Consider the following 24,414-nt stretch of genomic DNA (forward strand, 5'->3'; position numbering starts at 1 on the left):
GCGCTATTCTACCCCCATTATAGGGATAACCGCTTGCGAGCAGTAGTCATAAACGTCATGAGGGCACATGATAAATGTCATATAGGGCGGAGGGGAAAATACAGCGAGAATGCACCGAAACGGCTTCTTTCAAGGGAAAAGACACGGATTCCCGAAGGTTCGGAGGAGACGGCCGGGATGCGGTCAGTAAAAATCCGCCCGGTTCTCTTCGTCCGCTATGTCCTGAACCTCTTCGGGCGTGATGATCATGACGGCGTATCCGTCTTCGTTCTGCTTCTTGAGGGCCCGCTCCTTCATAAAACGGGGACTCCCCTCGCCCGCTTCTTCGTCATAAAAAAGAAGAAGCCCGTCCGTTTTGCGCAGGAGAAGATCGTCCCGTGCCTGAAGCTGCCACACGCCGGCATACGGCTGCTTGCTGACGGCTCCGTAGAAATCCACGTCCTTCAGGATGCCGCGGTAAAACTCCTGCTTGTCTTCCTTCCATTTCTCTTCCGGGTTGGCGTAGGCGGTCAGAATCGAAAGCTTCAGCTGAGGATACTCCTTCTTGAGTCCGATCACGACCTCGCATGCCCACAGATCGACCCCATATTGTCCCGGCGTGATCACCCATTCCAGCCCGTCTTCGATGAGCGGGACAAGCCGGCCTGCGATCGCTTTTTTGATATATTCAATGCCTTCATGCTTTTCGTTAAAAATGTTCAGCTCATGCGCCCGGTAGCCGGTTACGAGAAGATTTTTCAACTGCGGACACTCCTTAGGTGCGGGTGATAACGTACATCTTCCAATATACACGAAAAGAAGGGATTCCGCCTGCGGAAGGATGGGCCTTGCTTGTCTGTGATTAAACCGACACCAAAACACTAGATCATGTGCTAGATTAATTAAAAACATCTATATATAGTGTTTTTGGAAGGGAGACATCTACATGTCGTTGTTAGACAGGACGGGCCTGGGCAGCGTCGATGCCGTGCTGGAGGAAATAAAACAATGGGGAGACGCCATCATGGAGGGCAGCGATGCCGATCTTCTGCGCGAGAATGCCAATCTGAACGGAGAGAGTTTCTCGGGGAAAATGAGCAAGTTCGGAAGCGAGTATGCCAGATGGTATGCCCGGCGTTTTACGATGCCTGCGGTGCTGGTAGAGGCTGTAGACGCCAATTATTTGTATGTGCACGATCTGGACCAATACGTACTCGGGACGACCAATTGCATGTTTATTCCGTTCGCCAAACTGCTTCGGCGAGGATTTGATACGGGCAGCGGCAGCGTGCGGTCGCCAAACTCCATCTCGTCGGCTATGGCGCTTGTCGCCATCATCTTTCAATCGCAGCAGAACGCCCAGTACGGCGGTGTTTCCGCCAATAAGCTCGACCATGATCTTGCTCCTTATGTGGCCAAGTCGTTTGCCAAACATTTCAGGAAGGCGCTGCGTTATTTCGGTGAGAACGAACCGGCAGACGACGAGCGGGGCATCTCGATGAGCCAGGCGGATTTGCGGGTATTGTGCCCCGAATCTTACCGCTATGCGCTTGAAGAGACCGAAGAGGAAACGATGCAGGGCGCAGAGAGTCTGATTCATAACCTGAACACCATGTCCAGCCGCGCGGGCGGGCAAATCCCGTTTACCAGCATCAACTACGGGACCTGTACTTCCCCCGAAGGGCAGTTGGTCATTCAGTCCATTTTAACGGCTACGATGAGAGGACTCGGGCACGGGGAGACGCCGATTTTTCCTATTCAGATCTTCAAATGCAAGAAGGGCGTAAATCTGGAACCCGGAGACCCGAATTACTCCCTGTTCCTGAAAGCGGCTGAATGCTCGTCGCGAAGGCTGTATCCGAACTTCGCCAATCTCGATGCCCCGCTCAACCTCGAACATTACTACCCGGCCGATCCCGATACGGAGTTCGCCACTATGGGCTGCCGTACCCGGGTTGTCGCCGACCGCTTCGGCCGGAACCGTTTGTCCGGCAAAGGCAATCTGTCTTTCAATACGCTGAATCTGGTGAAGCCGGGCATCGAGTACGGCATCGTTTCGGGCCGCCGCAGTAAGGCGGATGAAGCGGGCTTTTACCGTAAACTCACTCGTTATCTCGAGATTGCTCTTGACGGATTGCTGCACCGCTTCGGCATTCAAGCCGCCCAGAAAACTAAAGCATCGGATTTCATGATGCGGGAAGGAGTCTGGGAAGGCGGGGAACAGCTTGATCCCGACGATACCGTAGGCGACCTGCTCAAACACGGCAGTCTGTCTATCGGGTTCATCGGCCTGGCCGAATGCATGAAAGCGATGTACGACTCCCACCACGGTGAAAGCCCGCAGGTGTACGCCAAAGCCATCGAGCTGATCCGCTATCTGCGTCATTTCTGCGATGCCAAAAGCGAGGCGCTGAACATCAACCTTACGCTATTCGCGACTCCTGCCGAAGGATTGTCCGGCAAGTTCACCAAGCGGGACCGGGAAGCTTACGGCTGCCTGCCCGGTGTCACCGACCGTGAATATTACACGAACTCGTTTCATATTCCGGTGTATCATCCAGTGACATCGGCGGAAAAAATCAGTCTGGAGGCCCCGTTCCACGAATTATGCAACGCCGGAGCCATCACCTACGTGGAACTGAATGGGAATGCCCGCAATAACCTGCCCGCCTTTGTCAAAATCATTAAGTTTGCACTTTCCCGGCAGGTCAGCTATTTCAGCATCAATCACCCCATCGACCGCTGCAGTGCTTGCGGTTACGAAGGCATTATCGGCGCCGTTTGTCCCGGTTGCGACAGTCATGAAAAGGACGTGCATATCCGCCGCCTGCGCCGTGTGACCGGCTATCTGACCGGAGACTACCAGACTCGCTTTAACGGGGCCAAGCAGGCCGAGGTCAGAGACCGGGTGAAGCACAGTCCATGAATATTTGCGGTTATGCACCGGAGACCATTGACGAAGGCGAGGGGCTGCGGACAGCGCTCTATATTAGCGGTTGCCGGCATTACTGCCGGGGATGCTTCAGTCCGAGGACGTGGGATTTCGATTACGGCACGCCCATGGGAACTGACTGGGAAGAGCGGATTATCGCCGAAATTCAGAGCAACCCCATGCTCGACGGCCTATCCATTCTGGGCGGCGACCCCTTCTTTTCCGCCGGTCAGGTAAGTTCATTTCTGGACCGTCTCCGGCAGAGAGCGGGCACCGTCAACGTCTGGATTTACAGCGGCTATACTTACGAAGAACTCTCCGCAAATCCGGAAAGCGTTGAATACGGTCTGCTAAGCCGCTGCCAAGTGCTCGTAGACGGCCGATATGTAGAGGATCTCCGGGATCCGGCGCTTCTGTATAGGGGAAGCCGCAATCAGCGGTTAATCGATATCGGAGCGAGCCTGCGGCGCCGGAAGGCCGTTTTGTGGCAGTCCGCTTGGGACCGGGAGCCGCCGACGGCATAGCGTACCCGCTTGGCTTTTGGCAGGCAGGAACGAGGGCCTTCGTTCTTCACACCCCATGCAGCTCCTAGCGCGCGCCCGTTTGACGGCGTCTGGCTTCGCGCGGCAGCAGTCAACCCCACGAGACCGGCAGTCCGGCTGCCCGAACCGCGGACAGCCCCACACCAAAAAACCGTCCTAACGAAAGCGTCAGGACGGTTTACTTGCTCTACAGCCTCGGGTCGATCTCTTTCTCCTTCGCCACTTCAAACAGCACATTGGCCGCCGCTTTCTTATACGCCTCGTTGTCCGGCGATATATCGCTGTATTTTACGGCAAGCATTTCCTTGCCCAGACGATATTCGTTCAGCGAGGTCCGCAGCTTGAGCTTGATGTTCTTCTGCTTCATAAGCTTGCCGTACTTGTGCGGGAAACCGGTAATCGTACCCGTAAACGAGGGTCAAATAATCCCAGTTGCCGACTTTCATATAAGCGCTTATAAAATAAAAAAAGCACTGATTAAAAAGCCTTAGAAAAGAAGATCCATAAAATAGAAGGAGTAACAAAAACTAATCCCAGTAAAGCAATAAGCATTAATACAGGATCAACATCAGGATTGCAAATAAAAACAATTGTTGTTCCTAATATATATATAAGATTCATAAAATAGGAGTAATACATACCTTTATTTTTAATCATTTTATAGCGTTCATCTTCATTTTTTTGTTGTGGATATAAGTAAAAAGATGTAAATAGGTTGAATGAAATGGATGACATGAATATTAGTATAGGCCAGAAAGTGGTAGCTGCCTTATCCATAAAATAAATATAAACAATAATTATAAACAAAGAAATAAAAGCAAAAACTAAGTTAGTTTTTCTCCCCTTCAAATGTATCAGCTCCTTAAGACTTATTCCATAATAAAAATCTCTTCGACTTGTGTGTTAAAAATTTTTGCTAATTTCAAAGCTAAAATTAGAGACGGTTTATACTTACCCTTTTCAATAGAAATAATGGTTTGTCTTGAAACATTTAATTTTTCAGCTAAATATTCTTGAGAGTATCCCTTTTTAACTCGAAAATCCCTTATTTTGTTATACAATCATTAACATCCCTTTTTATACTAATTCTAACACCATTTCTGATGTAAAGCAAGCTTTACATTTGATACAAAAAAACAAAAACAATAAATTTATTGTTTTTGTTTTTTTGTATCAAATTATCTCGCTCCAAAACTAAACCCCTTGTTCCGTGCATATCTAAACCAAAGGCCATTTCCTTTATTAGTATTACTAAAAACACTTGCGCTTCCAGCAGCTATCATAGCTACAATATCTGCACAATACCCTGCTATACGTGCCCAACCTGGTATTTTACTTAAAATATAACCAGAAATACCTACAACTACTGAACCTACATAAACTAAATTAATGATTTTTCTAGTTGAGTCATCATTAAGGTATAACCAATCTCCGATATCTGGACTTCCATGATGATACCAATAGTTCGAGGAATCAGTTCCATATTCAGTCAAATCCTCAGCATAATAAAAAGGAGTCACAGTTCGCCCATCTTCTATTTGTTGATTTTCTTGTTGATTTTCTTGTTGTTTTAATTGATCTTCTCTTGTTATTGAATTTGCAACATCGAAAACTTCCGATAACTTATCAAAAACTGCTTTAGGTACTTTTTGGTTAGCACCTTCATTCCAGTAATATATTCCAGATTCTCTAGTATAAAAGGATTCATAAGTCTCAAGGTCGGAAAAAATACTCTTTGCTTCTGCCAATTTAGTGGAATCAACTTGAAAAACTGTCGTGTTTTCTGCATGACCTATCGCAGGATTCAAAGAAGAAACCGAGCCAAACACAAGAGATGCAGTTAATGTTAAAACAAAAAAATTTTTTTTCATAGTTCTCTCCTTGTACTACGTTTTATTATTCTTACAAATTTTACAATAAATAAAATTAAATGTCTATAATTTCTTTATCTTCAAAAAGTCTCTTATGTTTATTTTCCAATTTAAGATTTGATTGATATATACTGTTCAATTATTTAAACTGAAATTAACAAAGGGATTTGTTTAGACTAACTTGTACACAATTTTCATGAAAAACATCTTTTATTTAATTCGAACTAATGCCCCAAGCCGCACAAAAAACTGTCCTGACGAAAACTGGTCAAGACCCCATTTAACGGACAAATGAAAAAGCCAAGGCTGCAAGCTGCCGTCAATACTCCATCGGCGTCAGCTTGTTTAGCTTTCACGGCGGACGAGGATGATTTTAAAAATGTAATCCGAAATTCTTCTTTGTGCCTCGTCGTGACTTCGGATATCATACAGATAGAGCCCTTCCGTTTTGAAATGCGAGAAGAAGCTCTCCATGGAGGCGTATCGCTTCCTTATTCATTTCCTCCGACCCAGGGGGTTTTTCCAATGTTTATTCTAAGGGGGCACTTCAAACGTCAGGACGGCTTACTTGCTCTACAGCCTCGGGTCGATCTCTTTCTCCTTCGCCACTTCAAACAGCACATTGGCCGCCGCTTTCTTATACGCCTCGTTGTCCGGCGATATATCGCTGTATTTCACGGCAAGCATTTCCTTGCCCAGACGGTATTCGTTCAGCGAGGTCCGCAGCTTGAGCTTGATGTTCTTCTGCTTCATAAGCTTGCCGTACTTGTGCGGGAAACGGTAATCGTACCCGTAAACGAGGGTCAAATAATCCCGGTTGCGGACTTTCATGTAAGGCACGGTCTCACTGCCGGGCAGTTCCGGTTTGATAACGACTCCTTCCATATGAAAATCGGTGGTCAGACTCTCGAAATAAGCCTCCGCCTTCTCATAGCTGTCCGGGTCTCCCAAATTCAGCAGCAGAAACTCATCCCCGGACAAAAATCCGTACGCCTCGGACGTCGTCATCTGCGGAAGCTGCTCTTCGCCGTTTTCGTATATCAACTTGAGGATCGCAAACGGCTTGTATTCCGACTCGCCAGCCTCCCCGTAAAGCTCCAACTGCCTTTTATACGTGTGGTAGGCGGCCTCATGTTCCTCCAACGGGACCCGCTTCTCCAACAGACCACGCATGTGCTTGTAGTTCTGGTAGACGCTCGAACCGTATTTTTCGCTTAAACGGGCTTTCGGCATCGTGAACTGATCCTTTTCGAAGCCGCTTGCCGTGTAAGCCTCCGCAAGTTTACCGAACGCCTCCTCAAAGCCGTTTGCCTTCAGGAAGTCCAGCTCCGCTTTCAGCGCCTTCTCGATCGGCCTGAACTGGCGCTCGATAAGCCCCTCACCCAGAACGTGCCAAGGAAGCAGCTCGCCGTCCAGCAGAAGCACGGCTATTTTATTTTCTTCCATATAGGAATCGAATTTGTCCAGCAGGCTTCTGAAAATATCGCTTAAATCGGCTCCCTTGATCTTGTAGCCGTTCCGGCTGACGCCATAGCAACGATCGGGGTCGCGGTGCAAATAGATCTGGCATCGGGAGCCCATATATTTGGGCTGAAGCACGACTTGATGCACTCCATGATCCGCAAAGTAGCGCAGACCCTGCCTCAGTGATTCCAGTTCCCCGGCGGCCTCGTCTTTGTCTGCGGGAGACATGGTTCCCGAGATGGTATTGATCCGGTTCCTCGAGCAGTAATGCAGCCGTCTCAGTTCCTCGGCGTCCAGATCCTGGAGAGTCACTTTGGGCTCTTCCCGGAACAGAACCGGAAGATCTTCCGGCAGTACCGCCGCTTCCGCGCTGCGCGATTTGAAAAACGGCTTGAACGACAGGCTGACCGCAGTCAGTTTGTTGCCGTTCACGCAGCCCGTATCCACGTGGATTTTGTTGCCGATCCGGAACGCGTTCTTCGCCGCAACGTGACCGAATACGTGATACGGATGATTCCTGACCGCTTCTTCCTTCACAAAAGCGAGCTGCTTTTCGAAAGATTCTTCCCGGTCCAGCCTGAAATTGCGCTGATGACGCGCCGAATTCGCATCCAGCTTCCCGATATATTTATTGCGGCACGGCGAATGCGTCACGTAGAATGAAGGCCCCCGGGTACCCACCTTCCGGTAAAACGGCTTCGACATGTCGACGAGCTCGTTGAATTTCCGCTGCAGCTCGGCATCCTTCTTCAACGTATCCACGGACGTGAAATACGAATGAAACAGTTCCTCCTCCACGCCGCCGATCTCACCTTTCAAATACTTGAACACGAAGTTCTCATGGTTGCCGAGGACAAACAAGAAGTGTTCACGGTTTTCGTAAAGGAACTCCACGACGGCTCTCGTACGATGGCCTTTATCGATCCAGTCTCCCGTCAGCACGATTTTCGTGTTTCGCAGCTTATCCGGCAGTTCCAATGAATTGCCGCTGAGCTTAAAGCCGTAGTCCAGCAGGAGTCCTTTCAGATCGTCCACACATTCGTGGACATCCCCGACGATGATGCAGTCGTACTCCTGCGGGAGCACAGCGGCAAGATACTCCTCCAGATCGAGGATTTCGACCGTGTAAGCCCCGTTCGCCTTCCCTTCCTCCGGGGAATAGAAGTCCTTGGCCCGCACCTTGTGGATTTTCGTATACCCTTCGCGGGAGAGCGACCCCATCACGTCTTTTTTCAGCCGGTTGATATGCGATGTAATCAGCTTCTTGGACCGTTCCGACGCGTAATAATCGTGCCGCTTCCGGTAATCGAAAAGGATGACTTCCAGGTTGTAGTTGTTTTCCTTCGCCACAGCACGGACCTTCTCGCGGAAATCTTCGGCCAGCCCCGTCGTATCGACCACCACAAACTCGGCATTGACGGGAAAAGAAGTCGCCATCTTCAGCCGTTCGAACAAGAGATGGAAAGCCTGTCCGCTGGATTCCAGCATAATCTGATCGTATTTATCGTAATCGAATCCGAGGATTTCCTGCCGGATTTGGTCCGAGGACAAATATTGGACGTTCGCTTTCACCGCTTTATCGGAAGCCTCGAATTGAAGACCCGGAATGAGAACCTCCTTGGCGAAAGTCGTTTTGCCGCATTCGGTCGAACCGACCAGCATGAAAATCGTATGGACGCGGGTTTGAATGTTCACGGGTTACGCCTCCTTTTTCGTTAAAATAACGCCCTGCGTCGTGCGGATGGAGTTGACCCCGTCCCCGATGGCTACCAGTTCGGCCCGGCAGCCTGCAGTTTCGATAAAACCGTCGATCCACTGCCCGAACTCTTTCTCGCCCATCTCCCATTTATGATCGGGATGCCTGTAGCCTTCCAGTTCATAGAAGGGGTTGAAATCGGCATTAGGCGTCGTAATGATAAACCGGTCGAAGTCCACTTCCGCGCAAACCTGTAAAATCAGCTCCTGCGCTTCCTCGAGACTCATGTGTTCAATGACCTCCGTCAGAATCACATCGACTTTTTCCCCGTTATACTGGTCGAAAAAATGCCCGATCGAAGGCAGAGGAACGAGATTATCCAGTTCCTTGGCCCGGGCCTTGCGGGTGACCGTCTGCAGCGCTTCTTCATCAATATCCACCGCGTAGTAAGTGTCTTCCAGTTTAGCCGCGAATGGGATGGCGTAAAAACCTTCCCCGCATCCGATATCGAGAACCGCTTTGTCAAAAGGAAGCCGCCCGCGGATGAAAGTCCGCCTCTGATGACCGGTTCCTCCGAAATCGAAATCGATTTCGTAACGGTCCGTTTTTTCCAGCTCCCCCTTATACTTCTTAAAGCGCTCACGCGAATGGAGGAAATTCCTCACGAACAAACTGCGGATATAAAACGGCGCGTCGATCACCTGAACGCTGCGGATATACTTCTCGAGCAGAAGATCGGAGATGTCGATATATTCGTTGCCGAACGTGGACAAGAACAGGCAGAGCACGCTGACGGCATGCAGCAGGTGATACAGGCTGAGCCCCGTCGTCACCGTGAGGGAGTAGGTTTTATGCGCCTGATGCACGATTTCGAACGAAAAATCCGGCAGATGCTTTTCAAAAAAATGAATGTACCGGATCATTTCGATATGTATCATTGGAATCCGGACGGTATGCGTAAAGCCTTCCGAATCCCGTTCGTCCCGTATTTTAAGCGGAGCCGTAAAAAATTCGTTCCATGCGTTAAGCGGAAACAGCGGCGTATTGTAACGGGACACATTGAGGTATTCGAACTCTTCCTTGTCGTGCTGTTTGTAGGAAATTTCGTTGTCCGCGTCCTTAAAATACACGTTAAAGGTGTTCTCGCCGGTGTACCAGCCGTAAGCAATGCCTTTGCGGACCGGTCTGAGCAGCATGCCGGATTCCGGATTTTTGCGGATCAGGTACGAAAACTGCGGATTTGTCGAGCTAAGCTGAACAATAGCCATAAGAAAGTTCTCCTTGTCTTTGTCATACCCTCATTATCGCTTATCCGGCGGCGGCGGAACATGGCGAAAGTATTACGATGCCGGGACAAAGTTTCCGTTTCCCCCGTCACCGGCCTTTGATACAATGAAAAGATGACAGATTTTAGGGAATATAAACAGGATGGGGGAGGACTATGGCTCGCGAAAGCTTCGATAAAGAAATCCAGTTCCTTCGTCTGCTTGTTCTGACGAGCGGCGCCTACAGCCGGCAGCAGTTTGCCGAACGGCTGGGCATTTCCGTACATACGTTTGATAAAACGCTCCGCCGGCTTAAAGAAATAGCGAGCACCGTCTCTTACCCGCTGGCCGAAGAACAGGGCCGGGAATTCGCGGAGATGCTCCGTTTCAATTATTATGAATCCTCCGATCCTCTGCTCCTCTTCCTCTACCGGGCGAAGTCGATGAAGGAGTCCGAAAGCCGGCGTCTGCCCCTCCTGCTGGCGGTCATGCAGGAGCAGGAGCGGGCCATGTCCGCCGGAGAATTGATCGACGCATGCTGCGGCGGAATGCCGGACGACGTCCCTCTGCCCGACGAGAAAACGATCCGCTCCGACCTCAAATATTTGGAGGAAGTCGGCGTGATCCGTAAAGAAGGGAGCGGCCGCCCCTACCGGTACCGGCTGCATAACGATCTGATCCGGCAGCTCAGCCGGGAGGAGCTTCTGGATCTGTACGATTTTGCGGACGTGATGGCGAATACCCGGCTTCCTTCCGTGCAGGGCTATCTCCTCCGGGACAGCCTCAAGAAAGCGATCCGGCAGCAGGGGCTGGAAACGGCGATCGCCGAGCCTTTTTTATACAAATATCACTATTACTCGCGCATTCTGGACGAAGCGCATCTGTTCCCCCTCTTTCAGGCGATCCGGCAGCGTAGGAAGCTCCGGTTTCTGTATTTTTCGCCGAAAACGCACAAAAGCTATGCCTCCCGCAATACGAATCCCCTGTTCGAACGGGAGACAAACGGGAAGCAGGCGCATGTGCTTCCGCTGAAGGTCGTGTACGACCATCAGTACGGAAGATGGTATCTGCTCGCAAATGACGCCAGGCAGGGGATTATGAAGTTCCGCATCGAAGGACTCACCCAGATCGAGGAGCAGAACCCGGTCCCGGAAGAAGAATTCCGGCGCAAGCTTGCGGAACTGGAAGAGAAAACGCGCTACAGTTGGCTCATCGATACATCCGGCCCCGTTAAGGTTCGCGCGCGTTTCTACAGGCCGCTGGATGCTCCGGCCGACTTTATCAAGGAGAGGGTGCTGCTGCAAGGGCAATGGGGAACGATCACCGAAGAGAACGAAGAATCGTTCGTCTACGAAATTACGGTCAACGGACTGACCGAGATCAAGCCATGGCTGCGCAGCTTCGGGTCCAGTTGTGAAGTGCTCGCTCCCCGGCAGCTTAGAAAGGAATTCATCGCGGAATGGAAGGAGATTCACGCTTACTATGAACCTGTTCGAGAAAATCTTTAACTACCAGATGATTTCCCGGCTGGAAGAGTCCGGCGTCGTGGCGCTGACTTCCCATGAGCGCACCTGGTTAAAATCCGCTCTGAGGCATCCCGCTGCGGATGAGGCCTTTGCGGCCGATACGCTGGCGAAGCTGCGCAGCCTTCTCGAAGAGGAGGCGGATCTGGAGACGGATTCCCTTGTCACGGAGAAGGCCAAAAGCCCCGACAGGCAGGTGTACCATCCGCTTCTGCGCCCCCTGCGCCGTTTTATGCGGGAACGGCAGGGAATCCGGCTCAGTTACCGGATCCGGAACGGCCGTACGATGGAGAGCCAGTCCGGCGTCCCTTACAAGCTGGAATACTCCATGGTGAAGAAAGAATGGTACCTGCTCTGGTACCACTTACGGAACCGTATGTATATGGCGACCAAGCTCGGCAGCATCCTCGAGCTAGAGGCTGAGGCCCCGGCGGACGGTGTATACGAGGAAATTACCGCCAAGCTTGATCAGAGCGTCCGGCTGCGCAAAGAAAGCTCGGTCATCGAAGTCGTCCGCACTTATAACCGTGAGTTGTCGCGGATTTTGTACGCTTTCTCCTGCTTTGAGAAGGAGGTCAGCTATGACGACGAGAGCGATCTGTACCGGATCAGACTGACCTATATGAGCGAAGACGCGGAATACATTTTATCGAAAATCCGTTTTCTCGGAATGCGAGTCAAAGTCGTGGAAGGGCGGCATCTGCGGTGGCGGATGGCCGATTCGTCGGCGCGGGCGCTCGCACGCTACGGGGATGAACCTGAAGAAAACGGCGGCACATCGCCTGATGCAGAGATGGAAAAGCACATAGAAACGCCAAAAGCGTCGGCTCCGGGGAGCTGACGCTTTTTTTTGTGCGCGTTATTACGAGCGTTCCTTTCGGTTACCGGTCAAGGAGCAGAGCTCATCGACTGAGGAAAAACAAGAATAAGGGCGGTCCCTTTGGGATCAGGAAGAACATCTTGCTTCCTAGATACCTATCCCTTTTTTTCGGGTGCTTTGGAATACGGCGATGGCTTCCGCTTTGGAACGAACAGCCAGCTTCCGATAAATCACACTCATGTAGTTATCGACGGATCTTTTGCTGACAAAAAGCTTATCTGCTATCTGGCTGCTTGTTTCTCCCGCTGAAGCCAATATCATGATTTTCGTTTCCTCTTCCGTTAATTGATCCGGATCTTTCTCCGGATCGGAAACGAGCTTCGCAATGGTTTCATGCGGCAGCACCAACTGATTATCCAATATGCATTCAACCATCCTCTTTATGACGGGGGCTTCTTTTTCTTTGGAAATAATACCATGGACGCCTATCTCCGTTAACGGGGCAACCAAATCAAGAACATCAAAACCGGTAATCATCACGATTTTCATTACCGGATACGTCTCTTTAATCCATTTAGCAACGCTAATGCCCGAACGATCCGGCAATTGATAATCGAGCATAACGAGGTTTGGGTTATATAAATTAATCATTTCCATTCCTTGAGCCCCGTTTTTTGCGATACTGACTACCTTCAAGCCCTCAATTTTTTCGATAATGTGCTTGGTTGCTTCCGCCATGACGGGATGGTCATCTATAATGATTACTCGAATTTCTTCATTCAAAATGCAGCTCCCTCCTTCCAAGGAATGATCGCTTGAATTTTTAGGCCATTGCCTTCGCTGCTCTCCAAAGAAAATTGACCGTTCAGGGATATGATCCTGCTCTTCAATTGCTTCATCCCCATTCCCGATATTCTGCCATCCTGCCAATCTAAAAGATCGATATTGAACCCCTTCCCGTCATCTTCATAGAAGAGTAATACCTGCTCGTTATTTACACCTAACCGAATAGAAAGCAAGTTTGCCTCGGAGTGCTTTTTTGCGTTATTAAGAAGCTCTTGGATAACACGGAACAAATGGCGTTTTGTTTCCAGACTTAACCGCTCGACAGCGTCGGCTTCCTCGACGCGGAAATCGACTTCAAACGATTCAAGTTTCATTTCTTGATCGATTAATTTTTGCAGAGCGAGTACAATACCGATTTCTTTAATTAAGTGCGGATGCAATTCATAGCAGCTTTGCCGCAAGTTTGCATTGATGATATCGATGTACTCCATCATGTTTACAATTTGCGCTCGATGCTGGGGTGCCAGGTCTTCCTGCAAATTGCTGAGTCTTCTTTTAAGGAAAAACAAGTCTTGCATCGTCGTATCATGCAGGTCGGTAGCGATACGTATGCGTTCCTTCTCCTGTAAGTCGAACAGGACTTTCCGGAACCAGATCAAGGCATCCGTCGCTTCTTCATTTGGAATTTGGGAAGCAATTTGCTGCATCTTCATTTGCATCGTACGAATTAAATAAACATTCTCGAGACTCACAGACAGATGACCGATTACGGTACGAAGCCACTGTCGGTCTTCCGTACTCACATATGTATTTTCTTTTTCCTCCGTCAAAATTAGGTGGCTGGTGTATTCTCCATGCTTTGAAATAGGGTAAATAAAATACACGCCGCGTCTGCATTCTTGGAATGGTTTATCCCTTGTAAGATTCTTAACGATGCGTTCATCTATATCACCGTCGCATACTACATCGACCTCTGCAGAAGATGCAAACACGACAGCTGCTCCATAAACCTGCAGAACCGACACAATATCTTTCAAAACCGCCTCTTTAAATTCCCGAAAGGTTGTGATTTCACTCAATTGATTCGTAATTCGGCGGAGTGAATCCCGATGCAGACTTCTTCTTGGAAAAAAATAAGGCTCCGTTATTTTTGTAAAATATTCAAGCGAGAAGAGGAAAGCCGAGCAAAACATGCATCCAAGCATAAATACAAGAATGATTTGTTGAAGCGACAAATCAGGCAGATAGGCAACCAACACACCTGTAAAAAACACGGAAGGAATGATAGACATAACCGCCATAAAAAGCAGCCGGCGGACAAATAAATCAATCTCGTAAAGTTGTTTCGTTGCGATCAGATAGGTAAGCAGAATCGGGAAAAGTAAAGCGAAGAGCCCTCCATATACAGGATCCACGATGTAAGGCAAAGAAAAAACTAATGGTATAAAGTATAAAAAAGTAATCGGTCCAAACGAAATAATTAACGAAATAAAAATCATTTTGACAATACTCATTGCATACTTTTTATCTTCCCGCTCTTTCTTGTAAAACAATAGTAGTGAAGCAATATTAAATATGAAACCGACTACAAATACGATCATGGAAAGCCTGCCCATGATATGGTAGATAGATTTTGTCAAACTGGATGGAACAAGATATATCAATTGAACTAGAAAACATATACCAATAAAAACATACACAAATTTTAATAGTTTAGAGGTAACGGGCTGGCGTTCTTTATTTCGTTCACTTATGAACATCATGAAAAAATGAAAAAACAAAACCGGCAGCAACATAACAGTGGTGCTAACCAAGTATTTGGCAAGTCCGTCAAATCTCATAGAACCTGGCAAGGACATGAACAAAATACCTAGATCTAAAAAAATCAAACATAAGTAGCGAAAAGATAGTAAGGGCGGCATCTTGCGAATCAATATAATCAATATCGTAAAACAAAGGATTTGTCCGAAAATATTGCCTAGATCATAGTAAGTAACATGAGTAGTAGGTTTAATATCAACTATTTCTTCATCTCGTAATATTTCCAGCTGGTATCCACGTCCGATTGCCCCCCATTTTATGACACTCTCATCAAGTTGTGGAGGTCCTCCATCAATCTTCAAAATTTGATCTCCCAGTTGAAGACCCAAGTCTTCGGGTACTTGACGGGTCTCAAAATCCGTGATTAACCATCTATTTGGCTGAGCCTCTGTAATATAAATTCCAACAAGTGGGTATGTAAATATGAGATGAATGAACCAGGCTTGAATAACAATTATAATTACAGTCATTATACTCAAAAGCCATTTTGGATACATAACAATTTCCTACTTTCGACCCAAAAATATGTTATATATATAAAAAGAAACATTATTATTTAGGAGGTTGACCTTAATATGCAGCTTATTCTTTGGACCCCGGAACTACGAATTTCCATAAGAAAAATGAAAGCAAGAGCACTATCCAATTCTCATTCTGAAGATTTGACTCGAAAGAATCATCAATCAAACCTAGACCGGAGCCTTAAAAAGAAGCCATCCGAACCCAAAGAATATTGGTTTTAACTTTTTCCTTACTTTATTCCATTTGTAAGTATATTCCTTCTCGAATTATAGCTTAAAATAGGTTTTATGGGTACATAACAAACGAATAAAAGCCGCTTTTCCTATTTTCGGGATTGGCGGCTTTTTGTATGGTTTCGTTCTTAAATTCCTAATTTCCAGATTTCATACCTATGCGTTTCTACAAGCAAATAAATAAAAGAAGTAAACTATTTTCAAACGATTGTAAGCAGTAGATAAAACAAGGTATAATTTACCATAAAATACTAGTACCGATTCAATGGCAGGAGAAACGTTGACATGGCTGACATGATTCCCATCGGAAAAGGAGTGGTGAGAAAAATGAACGAAACCGTGTATGACCCCGATTTTTTTAAGTCACAGCAGGAGGGGTCCAGGAAATCGGCTTGCGAGGTAGTTCCTATTCTCATGGGCCTTATTAACCCGGAATCCGTCATCGACATCGGATGCGGCACCGGCGCTTGGCTTTCCGTTTTTAAAGACCTCGGCGTCCGGGAAATTCTAGGGGTAGACGGTGATTATGTGAATGATGACATGCTCCAAATACCGAAAGAGAATTTCAGAAAACATGATCTTACCGCGTTTTTTTCTTCCGGAAAGCAGTATGATCTGGTCGTTTCCCTGGAGGTCGGCGAACACCTGCCCCACGCTTCCGCCGAAACTTATGTAAATACCCTCGTTTCCCATGGGGATGCCGTTCTATTCTCGGCCGCCATTCCTTACCAAGGGGGGAAGAATCATATCAACGAACAGTGGCCGGGCTACTGGGCCGAGCTTTTTAACAAAAAAGGATTTGTCCCCGTTGATTGTATCCGCAAGCAGGTCTGGGAAAATGCTCGTGTCCAGTGGTGGTACGCACAAAACACCCTGCTTTATGTAAGAGAAGAAGCCCTGAGCCGTTATGCTTCCCTTAAGGATTACCCGCCTTCGGAATCGGATCCTTTATCGCTTGTTCATCCCCGCTTATATCTGCATCTGGCCAAAGATTTCTTCGGAGACGACGGCTATAAGGACGGCTATATTATCGGCAAGAAATTTACTCCCCGGATATAACCCGCCGCTCGGAAACGTGCAATCCGGCTCCCGGATCAGCAAAAAGGCCGCCTCCTGAGAGACAGCCCGGGGCCGTACGCTTCTGAAGCGTCCGCACCCTTTTCCTATTCGTTCAAATGATCTCCTAAGTACTTCACAAGCCCGTCGTCCGCATCCTGGGAATATTCCCAGACCATGGCGCCGCCGAGATTGTTCGCCTTAATGTAGGCGATTTTTTCCCGGAGCGCTTCTTTATCTTCGTAAGAAATGAATGTTTCGCCGTCGTACAAATAAGCCGCTTTGGCTTTCTCGTCGAAATACCGTTTGAACCCGTTCTTGTCCATGTATTTCTTCTCGATGGTCTTGTAGCTGAGATCCGTCTTGTCGATGTCGATCGGCTTGCCCGGAGAGAACGCCCCGTCGCCGTCGCTCTTGACGTCTTCCCATCCGTACGAATACGCGGGAACCCCGAGCAGCAGCTTCGCCGGATCGATATGGTGACTGAGATACAGCTTCACGATACTGTCCACGCTGTCTATGGATTTGTTCTCCGCATCCTTGTACAGATTGGAGTTAAGCCCCGTCGTATCCGACCATTTGCCCGTCAGATCGTAGCTCATCACGTTGATGTAGTCGACGTATTTTTCGACTTTCTTAACCTCGACATTCTTGAAGTACCAGTCCTGGGTCCCTGACGCAAAGGTCAGGATGTACTTCTTGTTCTTATGCGGAAGCTGGTTCAGCTTCTCTCTGAGTTCCTTCATAAGGAACGTAAAGTTCTGGGTGTCTTCGCTGCGGGATTTTTGCGTTCCCCAGGCATCCGAGGCCGGATATTCCCAGTCGATATCGACTCCGTCCAGGCCGAGCTCTTTGACCAGGGCAATGATGTTGTCGGTAAACGTCCGCCGGTTCTCCTGCAGACTCGCGTCGGAAAAACCGTCCGCCCCGTATCCCCCTACGGCGAGCACGATACTCGTTTTGGGGTTGTTTTTTTTGAGCTTTTTGATGTTCTCTTTGATTTCGGCATCCGCCGCTTCGTCTTTATGAAAAGATACCTTGTACTTGTCCCCTATTTGGGCGAAAGCCAAGAACGCGATATCGATCTTCTTCTCCTCGAAGTTGATCTCGTCCAGCTTGTCCCCGGTCGGGATGACGTAGACGGAATTGATTTTATGGTCTTTGGCCTGACTGGTGGTATAGAAGTAAAAGCCCATTCCGGAGATCAGCAGCGCCACGAACAGTTTCGTATACAGGTGTATTTTCATCGTTACCCTTTCCCGCCGAATAAGACATTCGTCACGATTTTGTTGAGATTGAGAATTTTGACGAGAATGTAGCTGACCACAAAAACCGCGCCGAGGTTAAACAGAAGCGTAACGGTCGTCTCGACCAGGCTTCCTTCGACCTCCGTCCTCCGGGAGACCATAATTTCGATAAGCAGGTGAATCAGGTAAATGCTGAAGCTCGCTTTGGAAATGGAGCCGACGAGCCGTTTGACTTTGTCGTTCACCTTGGCGCTGATCGCGGCATCCTTTTCTTTAAAGAGAATAAAGAGGCCGGCTGCCATGAAAAATGTCGTCACGGAGTAATTGCCGTAGAACATCTCGTCCAGCACTCCGCTGTACATGGAAGCGAAATACGTGGCCACCGGCGTCAGAAAGAAAGAGACGATCCCCAGATTGAACAGGACGTTCTTCAGCTTGGGCGATATCTCATAATGGAACAAATAATAGCCCAGGATAAAATAACCGAGATAACCCATAAACAAAGGGATGTTCATGATGGGCACGTACAGGCTTTCCGACGTAATCCGCAGCACGCAGTCCGTAACGAAGCGGTACGCGATGCTGACGGTAAACCAGAGCAGCAGATAATACCGCAGCTCCTTCTCGGTGCATGCCTTGACCATTCGGCTGATGAGCGGCACCGTCAGGTAGATGGCAATGATCGCATACAGGAACCACAGGTGGATATAGTTGCGGTCCAGAATGAACTTGTAAGCGAAGCTGAGCAGGAATTCCCCCGCGCCCATGGTACTTTTCTGCAAATAATACTGGGTGAAAATGCTGTAGATCAGAGACCAGCTTACGAGCGAAACGAAAAGCGGCATGATGCGCTTCAGGAAGAACGTTTTGTAGGATTTGACTTCCGACCGCAGAATCATCGCTCCGCTGATCATAAAAAAGACGGGCACCGCGAAACGCGCGGCGGAATTGAACAGATTGCTCACCCACCAGGAGGCCGTGTTGAAATCGTTCGTGCTGGTCAGCAGGGTGGCGGTAATATGTAAAATGATCACGGCGAGAATCGAGAGAATCCGCAGGAGATCGATGTAAATGATCCGGTTCGTTTTGAGCACTGCGTTGTTCATAAAGGGTTTCCTCCGTTAGCTCTGAGATAGTGGGGAAGCGGGTGCGGTAGGCGGGGCGGTTACGCTGCGGGAAATGGACGCGATTCCTTTTCTCTCGACATATCCCCAGCCTTCGTCGTTATCGAAATATTTGAATGTCCCCACAATATTGATATAGAGCAGCACATTCCGGTACGTCAGCAGTTCCAGCTGGCTGAAAATAAACATGCGGATATAGTCCTTGAGCGTGTAGGTGCTCCCGTATTTCTTACAGAGCGCAAGCGCAATGACAATCTGAATCGCGTTAATGAGCAGCGTGGCCGACAGGATAAGCAGCGCCATCCATATGCCGTCACCCGCTAGCAGCAGCTGGAACAAATAGACGAACGTCGTGAACGCCGTCAGCGTCCCCAGCACAAAGCCGTCAATGGCGAAAAACAGCCGGACGCCCAGATTGAACTTACGAGGCAGGTCCGACCAATAAATGAGGATGCAGTCGACAAAAGCCTTCTGCCAGCGGATCCGCTGTTTGTAGAAGTTCGGCATGTTCTCGGGGCATTCGGTGTAACAGACGGCCTCGGGGGCGTACACGAGCTTTTTGGAAAGATTGTTCGCTTTGATATATTCGTGGATTTTCAGCGTGATGTCGATATCCTCGCCGACCGTGCTCCGGAACCCGTCCACCCGGATGAGCACCTCTTTGTAAAAAGCGCCGAAAGCGCCGGAAATGACCACGATCGAATTAAGCGCCGATTGGGTCAGTTTTCTAACGTAGAAACCGTGAATATAAGAGATGATCTGACTCTTGATGAGGCCTTTTCCCGTAAATCTCTCCTGGATTTGCCCGTCTTTTCTTTCCGCGCCCTGGACAATTTTGACGGTACCGCCAAGCGCCATGACGTCGGGATCGTGAAAATACTGGTTCACATATTGAAGCGAATGGGCTTCCAGCATCGAGTCGGCATCCAGCGTAATGACGATGTCCGAGAGGGCGTAATCGATTCCGGCGTTGAGGGAGTCGGCTTTGCCGCCGTTCTGTTTATCAATGACATAAATATGGGGATACTGCCGGGAGCGGTAGAAGGCTCTAACCGGCCGATAGGTTAACTCCTGCATGACCTGCCGGTCATCTTCCTGCAGATCCAGCAGCTCTTGGAGCCTCCGGAGAGTCGCGTCTTTCGATCCATCGTTGATAATGATGATTTCATGATTCCGGTATTTCAGGCCTTCCATCGCTTCGATACAATTGCGGATCGTCAGTTCCTCGTTGTAGGCCGGCACAAGAACGGAAATCGATTTTTCCTCCAAGCCTTCCTCCAGCTTCTTTACCTTGCTGAACAGCAGCGGAATAAAGGTATACAAGAGCTGGAACGCCAAAAAAACGAGGGTCGTTACGTATAACAGGATCTGCATCTCTCTACTCCTCCTATCTTTTCTCTTTGTCTATAGGTTTCCTCCGGTTAAGCCACGCATTACAGCGCTAAAGGATTTATCCGATAATCTCCTTTCATCTGGAAATGTAGTTCTTTTTATCTAATTTAGTCTAATCTACTAATAGTGTAAAACTCTTACATCATCCGATAAAGCGAATACATCACACCTTTACTAAAAGTTTCCTCCGTTTTGCTCCGATTATCTAACCCTGCCAAGTGAATGTTTTGCATTTTTTGTTATTTGTGAAGAAAATAAAGACTCAAAGCGTTTATTTTGAGTCTTTTAAGGAATTAATTGGATTTTTTAAGTTGATTATTAAGAAAAATTAAGTATCTTAGGCCCGAGTTAAAAAAATCTACATAAATCTCAGCTCTTCAAAGCGACCATCTGATAGACGAGGCGCGGCTTGGCATCCGATCCGCCGTAGGAGCTTTCGGCCACTTTATACTGCGAGGAGCCGCTTCCGTCCAGGAAAATGCCGTCCACCAGGGTTCCGGAACCGATTTTCTCTTTGATCGCGGTACGGAAAGCGGCCGCTGTCGGCTTCGAATCGGTTACGATCAGCCAAATATTGTTCGCGTTGTTGTACACGAGGGCGGTCCGGTTGGCCGCGCCGTCCGGGTTCTGAATATTTTCCGCGGCGGCCTGGGTTTTCCAGGCGGATTCGCTGCTTTTCAGCATCATGCTGATGCCGCCCTGCGCCCAATAGTTGCTTTTGTTGGCCACCTGAATCTCGCTCATCTTCCGAACGACCTGAACGGAGAACGCCCCGCTTTGGTCGTCCCACACCAGCGTACCTCTGGCATACTTTGCGTTTTCGCTGCCGTTGGGCGCCACAGCTACGTTGTTGTTGACGGCAATCTGAAGCAGCGTACCGTCGTAAAAATACCCGCCGTTCACCCCGTAAGCCGTCTGTCCGACCACGCTCGATGCGCCGATGGATTTGATGGTAATGTTTTTGGGACTCGTCTTAATCGAGTAGAGCTTTACTCCGTTGGATGCGGTGACCGTTGAAAAGGTATAGGCCATTTATATTCACTCCCCTTTAAATTTTCAGGGCGTCTGCCCTTTCATTTTAAAGGCGGAAATCGGCGTGCAAATACAACCGCTAAGGCCGGATTTTCTTCCTTTTCTTCCGGCTCTAATCGCGGCCAAACCCTGGCGAATACCTCCGCGGGACCCAAGCCATACTAATAAAATCTTTCCATACAGAGGAGGACCTCTTTTGTCCACGCAAAAATGGCGGATTCCCGCTACCGAAGGGCTCGGATTCCGGCTCGGCAAAGGCCAGACCGTGCGGATCACGGACGTGGAAGGCGAGCAGATTGCCGATATCGTCGCCTACCGGGCGGACAATCCCGCGGAGAAGTTCGACCCGACCGTCACGATGGATGCTCTGCGAAAAATGAAAGTAACCCCCGGGGACATCCTGTATTCCACCCGGTATACGCCGCTGCTTACCATTGTGGCCGACACGGTAGGCCAGCACGATTTTATCAACTCCGCCTGCCGGCCGGAAATGTACGAGTTCACATACCGAAAGAAGGATCATGCGTGCTGTTACCACAACTTGAACAAGGCCATCGCCCAGTTCGGCATCGAGCCTCCGGAACAGCACTATCCGTTCAATTTGTTTATGCACACGGTTATACAGCCGGACGGTTCCATCCATGTGAAAAGACCGCTGTCCAAGGCCGGAGATTACGTGGACCTGCGTGCGGAAACGGATCTGCTGGTCGCGATGTCGGCTTGTCCGGCTTCGGAAAGCGTCTGCAACGGCTACGTCTGCACGCCGATAGACGTCCAAATTTTGTAAATTCTTCTAAACGGGACATTCCCTGAATACAATGACTTGTACGCTTGTACCTGTCATCCATCTCTAAGGGGAGTGTTGCTTTTTGAATGCCTTCTTGACCTATGTCGTGCTCGGCATCTCGTTATCCGCGCCCGTAGGCCCCGTCAATGCCGCCCAATTGGAAAAAGGTGTCCGCTTCGGCTTTCTTCACGCATGGCTGATCGGAGTGGGCGCCATGATTGCCGATCTTTTTTACATGCTGCTGATTTATTTCGGCGTTGCCCATTTCCTCGATACCCCCTTTATGAAAACCTTCCTGTGGCTGTTCGGCTGCTTTGTTCTTCTATACACGGGAATCGTGACCCTGAAAAGTCTCAAGCTGAGTGAAAGCGGCGAAATGCGGGAGTCCCCTTCCGAAATGAGTTCTTTCCGGTACGGCTTTTTTATGGCGCTGACGAGCCCCTTGACCATTCTTTTCTGGCTGGGTATATACGGCTCCGTTCTTGCCCAAAGCCCCCAGAGCCACGGCACCGGCCAAGCGCTTTGGCACAGCCTCGGCATATTTGTCGGCCTTATGATCTGGGATATCGCGATGGCCCTTTTCGCAAGCTCTTTTCACCGGTTCGGCACCCCCCTGATTCTTCAGATCACTTCCCTGCTCGCCGGAATTTCGCTGATTCTGTTCGGACTCTACTTCGGCTATGAGGCTCTTCTGATGCTTGCGGGCTGACCCTCGTTTACCTTCGGTAACCCCCGGAACCCCGGGGCATTCACCTATTCCAATCCGGGCTCATACACTGCATGGTGTGGAGAGGGGTTGGAAAGAATGGCGGAACTCCGCAGCAAGATATGGATCGAGGAGCACAGAATGGAGCTTCCGGAATGGCAGCGGACGGCGTTCGGGGAATTCGCCGCGATGATCGGGGGCCCTGAGAACCAGTACCCCTGTGTGCCCGGACATCACGGGTACGTCACGAATAATCTCCGGTACGGCTTTGCGCCCGATCCCCGGACTGCCCAAGCCGTATCCGATACGGCCGAGCTTCTGAACGCCTATGGGAGCTGCTCGCGTGAAACGGGAAAATACGCCTCGCTTGTTATTTTTTTCGAAACTCCGGAGGACTTGAAAAATCACGGAGACGTTCTTGCGTACGAAACCTTGTTCTGGTCCCTCCTCAACCGATTGCACGACAAAGACACGGCCCCTTGGCCCGAGAATATCCCGCAAGATCCGGCGAAGCCCACGTGGGAATTTTGTTTCGCCGGTCAGCCTTATTTCGCCTTCTGTGCGACACCTGCGCACGGGCAGCGCAAAAGCCGGCACTTCTCTTCGTTCCTTGTGGCATTTCAGCCCCGCTGGATTTTCGATGAAATCAATGAAACGACTGCGTTCGGTCGGAATATCAGCAAAATAATCCGCAATAAACTCGCGGACTATGATGACGTACCGGTGCACCCTTCGTTAAAATGGTACGGACAACCGGACAATCAGGAATGGAAGCAGTATTTCCTGCGGGACGATGAAACGGCTCCTTCCCGTTGCCCGTTCATGGCGATGAAAAATCAGTTGAAAAATGAAAAATAACGGACCTTTTCCTAAATAAAAAACAACCCGGTATGGTTTAACGCAAACCATAACCGGGTTTCTTGTATGTTTACTGGTAGCGCGGAGCGAAATTCGCCGGAATGCCTTGATTGCCGATAGGCGATTGCGGGTAGCCCGGCGTCGGTACGAACGTGTTCAGCATACTCTGCATATCGTTTTGTTGAAGCTGGGGCACCTGATAGTACGCATGTTTGTTTTGGTACAGGAAAATCTCGTAAGCCAGCTCGATGAAATTCTGCACCTGGGAAGCAAGAACACGGCGGACAACCGGATTCGTGACTTCCACAGCGGACATCGTCAGAAGAGACGCGTGCGTTTTGATCAGTCCGAGCATATGGCCGCTGATTCCCGCGTCCTTCACGTCCGCCAGAGACTGGTTCGGCTTCTTGGGCTGGCTCGGCTTGATGCCGTACTGAATGTTGGTCGGCTGCTGCATCATGTACGTGGACGTCTCATGGCTCGGCTTCCGGCCTGTCGCGAAACATTCCGCGGTAAGGTTGTATTGGGAAAGGATAAAGCTGTACTGGCGGTCGATGATATCCAGAAGCTCCGGGTCTTTGACGAAAGTCCGGAACAGCATAAACTGGTCGAGCACGTTGATCGTCCCGGAAAGCACCTCATGCATGTCAAAAAATTCGTGGCCGCCGTGGTTAAAGTTAGGCAATCCCTGCTGGTTCTGATTGTTGAAATAATTTTGCTGCTGCATGTGAAATCCCTCCGCTAGGTTGATGGTTAAC

General features: G+C 49.2%; 22 protein-coding genes and 1 pseudogene. 8 read left to right on the forward strand and 15 right to left on the reverse strand.

Features of this window, described 5'->3' with window-relative positions; all coding sequences use genetic code 11:
• Positions 1-183 precede the first annotated feature (183 nt).
• A complete protein-coding gene (locus tag KVT34_RS23645) occupies positions 184-741 on the reverse strand; it encodes an SLOG family protein (RefSeq protein ID WP_217561720.1) in 558 nt (185 codons plus the stop codon).
• Between the two features lie 184 nt (positions 742-925).
• Here KVT34_RS23645 and KVT34_RS23650 point away from each other — a divergent pair, with 184 nt between their 5' ends.
• Entirely contained in the window at positions 926-2,905 is a 1,980-nt protein-coding gene (locus tag KVT34_RS23650) for an anaerobic ribonucleoside triphosphate reductase (protein ID WP_217561722.1), read from the forward strand.
• The gene (gene nrdG, locus KVT34_RS23655) at positions 2,902-3,435 is read left to right on the forward strand and encodes an anaerobic ribonucleoside-triphosphate reductase activating protein (protein WP_217561724.1); all 534 of its coding nucleotides are present in this window, start codon (positions 2,902-2,904) and stop codon (positions 3,433-3,435) included. Before KVT34_RS23650 ends, nrdG begins: the two co-directional genes overlap by 4 nt.
• Before the next feature lie 205 nt (positions 3,436-3,640).
• On the opposite strand, the pseudogene KVT34_RS23660 reads toward nrdG, so the two are convergent.
• The 7 genes and pseudogenes from KVT34_RS23660 to KVT34_RS23690 form a co-directional block, all read right to left on the reverse strand.
• Positions 3,641-3,902, reverse strand: a pseudogene (locus KVT34_RS23660) (metallophosphoesterase); the annotation flags it as partial.
• Between the two features lie 28 nt (positions 3,903-3,930).
• Entirely contained in the window at positions 3,931-4,302 is a 372-nt protein-coding gene (locus KVT34_RS23665) for a hypothetical protein (protein WP_217561728.1), read from the reverse strand.
• Between the two features lie 20 nt (positions 4,303-4,322).
• The gene (locus tag KVT34_RS23670) at positions 4,323-4,514 is read right to left on the reverse strand and encodes a helix-turn-helix transcriptional regulator (RefSeq protein WP_217561730.1); all 192 of its coding nucleotides are present in this window, start codon (positions 4,512-4,514) and stop codon (positions 4,323-4,325) included.
• 117 nt (positions 4,515-4,631) lie between these two features.
• Positions 4,632-5,324: a hypothetical protein gene (locus KVT34_RS23675; protein WP_217561732.1), complete on the reverse strand. Its 693-nt coding sequence runs from the start codon at positions 5,322-5,324 to the stop codon at positions 4,632-4,634.
• A gap of 345 nt (positions 5,325-5,669) precedes the next feature.
• Positions 5,670-5,798, reverse strand: coding sequence for an IS3 family transposase (locus KVT34_RS32775; RefSeq protein ID WP_217561734.1), 129 nt, complete (start codon positions 5,796-5,798; stop codon positions 5,670-5,672).
• Positions 5,799-5,897: 99 nt separating this feature from the next.
• Positions 5,898-8,483, reverse strand: a complete 2,586-nt coding sequence (locus tag KVT34_RS23685) for a metallophosphoesterase (protein ID WP_217561736.1) — start codon at positions 8,481-8,483, stop codon at positions 5,898-5,900.
• A gap of 3 nt (positions 8,484-8,486) precedes the next feature.
• Positions 8,487-9,752, reverse strand: coding sequence for a class I SAM-dependent methyltransferase (locus KVT34_RS23690; protein WP_217561738.1), 1,266 nt, complete (start codon positions 9,750-9,752; stop codon positions 8,487-8,489).
• Between the two features lie 173 nt (positions 9,753-9,925).
• Here KVT34_RS23690 and KVT34_RS23695 point away from each other — a divergent pair, with 173 nt between their 5' ends.
• Both KVT34_RS23695 and KVT34_RS23700 read left to right on the forward strand, forming a co-directional pair.
• On the forward strand, positions 9,926-11,257 hold the full coding sequence (locus KVT34_RS23695; RefSeq protein WP_217561740.1) for a helix-turn-helix transcriptional regulator: 1,332 nt from the start codon (positions 9,926-9,928) through the stop codon (positions 11,255-11,257).
• Positions 11,232-12,113 carry a WYL domain-containing protein gene (locus KVT34_RS23700; protein ID WP_217561742.1) on the forward strand — a complete coding sequence of 294 codons (882 nt, stop codon included), beginning with the start codon at positions 11,232-11,234 and terminating at the stop codon, positions 12,111-12,113. Before KVT34_RS23695 ends, KVT34_RS23700 begins: the two co-directional genes overlap by 26 nt.
• 126 nt (positions 12,114-12,239) lie before the next feature.
• Here the strand turns inward: KVT34_RS23700 and KVT34_RS23705 are convergent, their stop codons facing one another.
• Both KVT34_RS23705 and KVT34_RS23710 read right to left on the reverse strand, forming a co-directional pair.
• Positions 12,240-12,875 (reverse strand): response regulator transcription factor, encoded by a 636-nt coding sequence (locus KVT34_RS23705; RefSeq protein ID WP_217561744.1) that lies wholly within the window; start codon positions 12,873-12,875, stop codon positions 12,240-12,242.
• Positions 12,872-15,196, reverse strand: coding sequence for a sensor histidine kinase (locus KVT34_RS23710; RefSeq protein ID WP_217561746.1), 2,325 nt, complete (start codon positions 15,194-15,196; stop codon positions 12,872-12,874). The genes KVT34_RS23705 and KVT34_RS23710 overlap by 4 nt, the downstream gene beginning before the upstream one ends.
• A gap of 543 nt (positions 15,197-15,739) precedes the next feature.
• Here KVT34_RS23710 and KVT34_RS23715 point away from each other — a divergent pair.
• Positions 15,740-16,513 carry a class I SAM-dependent methyltransferase gene (locus KVT34_RS23715; protein WP_254635091.1) on the forward strand — a complete coding sequence of 258 codons (774 nt, stop codon included), beginning with the start codon at positions 15,740-15,742 and terminating at the stop codon, positions 16,511-16,513.
• Between the two features lie 104 nt (positions 16,514-16,617).
• Here the strand turns inward: KVT34_RS23715 and KVT34_RS23720 are convergent, their stop codons facing one another.
• The 4 genes from KVT34_RS23720 to KVT34_RS23735 form a co-directional block, all read right to left on the reverse strand.
• Positions 16,618-17,757 (reverse strand): glycoside hydrolase family 18 protein, encoded by a 1,140-nt coding sequence (locus KVT34_RS23720; RefSeq protein WP_217561748.1) that lies wholly within the window; start codon positions 17,755-17,757, stop codon positions 16,618-16,620.
• A gap of 2 nt (positions 17,758-17,759) precedes the next feature.
• Positions 17,760-18,863 carry an acyltransferase gene (locus KVT34_RS23725; protein ID WP_217561750.1) on the reverse strand — a complete coding sequence of 368 codons (1,104 nt, stop codon included), beginning with the start codon at positions 18,861-18,863 and terminating at the stop codon, positions 17,760-17,762.
• Between the two features lie 15 nt (positions 18,864-18,878).
• The gene (locus KVT34_RS23730; protein ID WP_217561752.1) at positions 18,879-20,255 is read right to left on the reverse strand and encodes a glycosyltransferase family 2 protein; all 1,377 of its coding nucleotides are present in this window, start codon (positions 20,253-20,255) and stop codon (positions 18,879-18,881) included.
• Between the two features lie 387 nt (positions 20,256-20,642).
• A complete protein-coding gene (locus tag KVT34_RS23735; protein ID WP_217561754.1) occupies positions 20,643-21,305 on the reverse strand; it encodes a phosphodiester glycosidase family protein in 663 nt (220 codons plus the stop codon).
• A 196-nt stretch (positions 21,306-21,501) separates the two neighbouring features.
• Here KVT34_RS23735 and KVT34_RS23740 point away from each other — a divergent pair, with 196 nt between their 5' ends.
• The 3 genes from KVT34_RS23740 to KVT34_RS23750 all read left to right on the forward strand — a co-directional run bounded on the left by KVT34_RS23740 (position 21,502) and on the right by KVT34_RS23750 (position 23,656).
• The gene (locus KVT34_RS23740) at positions 21,502-22,092 is read left to right on the forward strand and encodes a DUF1989 domain-containing protein (RefSeq protein ID WP_217561756.1); all 591 of its coding nucleotides are present in this window, start codon (positions 21,502-21,504) and stop codon (positions 22,090-22,092) included.
• Positions 22,093-22,174: 82 nt separating this feature from the next.
• Complete coding sequence (locus KVT34_RS23745) at positions 22,175-22,801, forward strand: LysE family transporter (protein ID WP_217561758.1); 627 nt, start codon at positions 22,175-22,177, stop codon at positions 22,799-22,801.
• Between the two features lie 96 nt (positions 22,802-22,897).
• On the forward strand, positions 22,898-23,656 hold the full coding sequence (locus tag KVT34_RS23750) for a YqcI/YcgG family protein (protein WP_217561760.1): 759 nt from the start codon (positions 22,898-22,900) through the stop codon (positions 23,654-23,656).
• Between the two features lie 70 nt (positions 23,657-23,726).
• Here KVT34_RS23750 and KVT34_RS23755 read toward each other — a convergent pair whose 3' ends face one another.
• The gene (locus KVT34_RS23755; protein ID WP_217561762.1) at positions 23,727-24,383 is read right to left on the reverse strand and encodes a spore coat protein; all 657 of its coding nucleotides are present in this window, start codon (positions 24,381-24,383) and stop codon (positions 23,727-23,729) included.
• Positions 24,384-24,414: the final 31 nt, after the last annotated feature.

This window comes from Paenibacillus sp. GbtcB18, from assembly GCF_019091125.1.
GTDB lineage: Bacteria > Bacillota > Bacilli > Paenibacillales > NBRC-103111 > Paenibacillus_F > Paenibacillus_F chitinolyticus.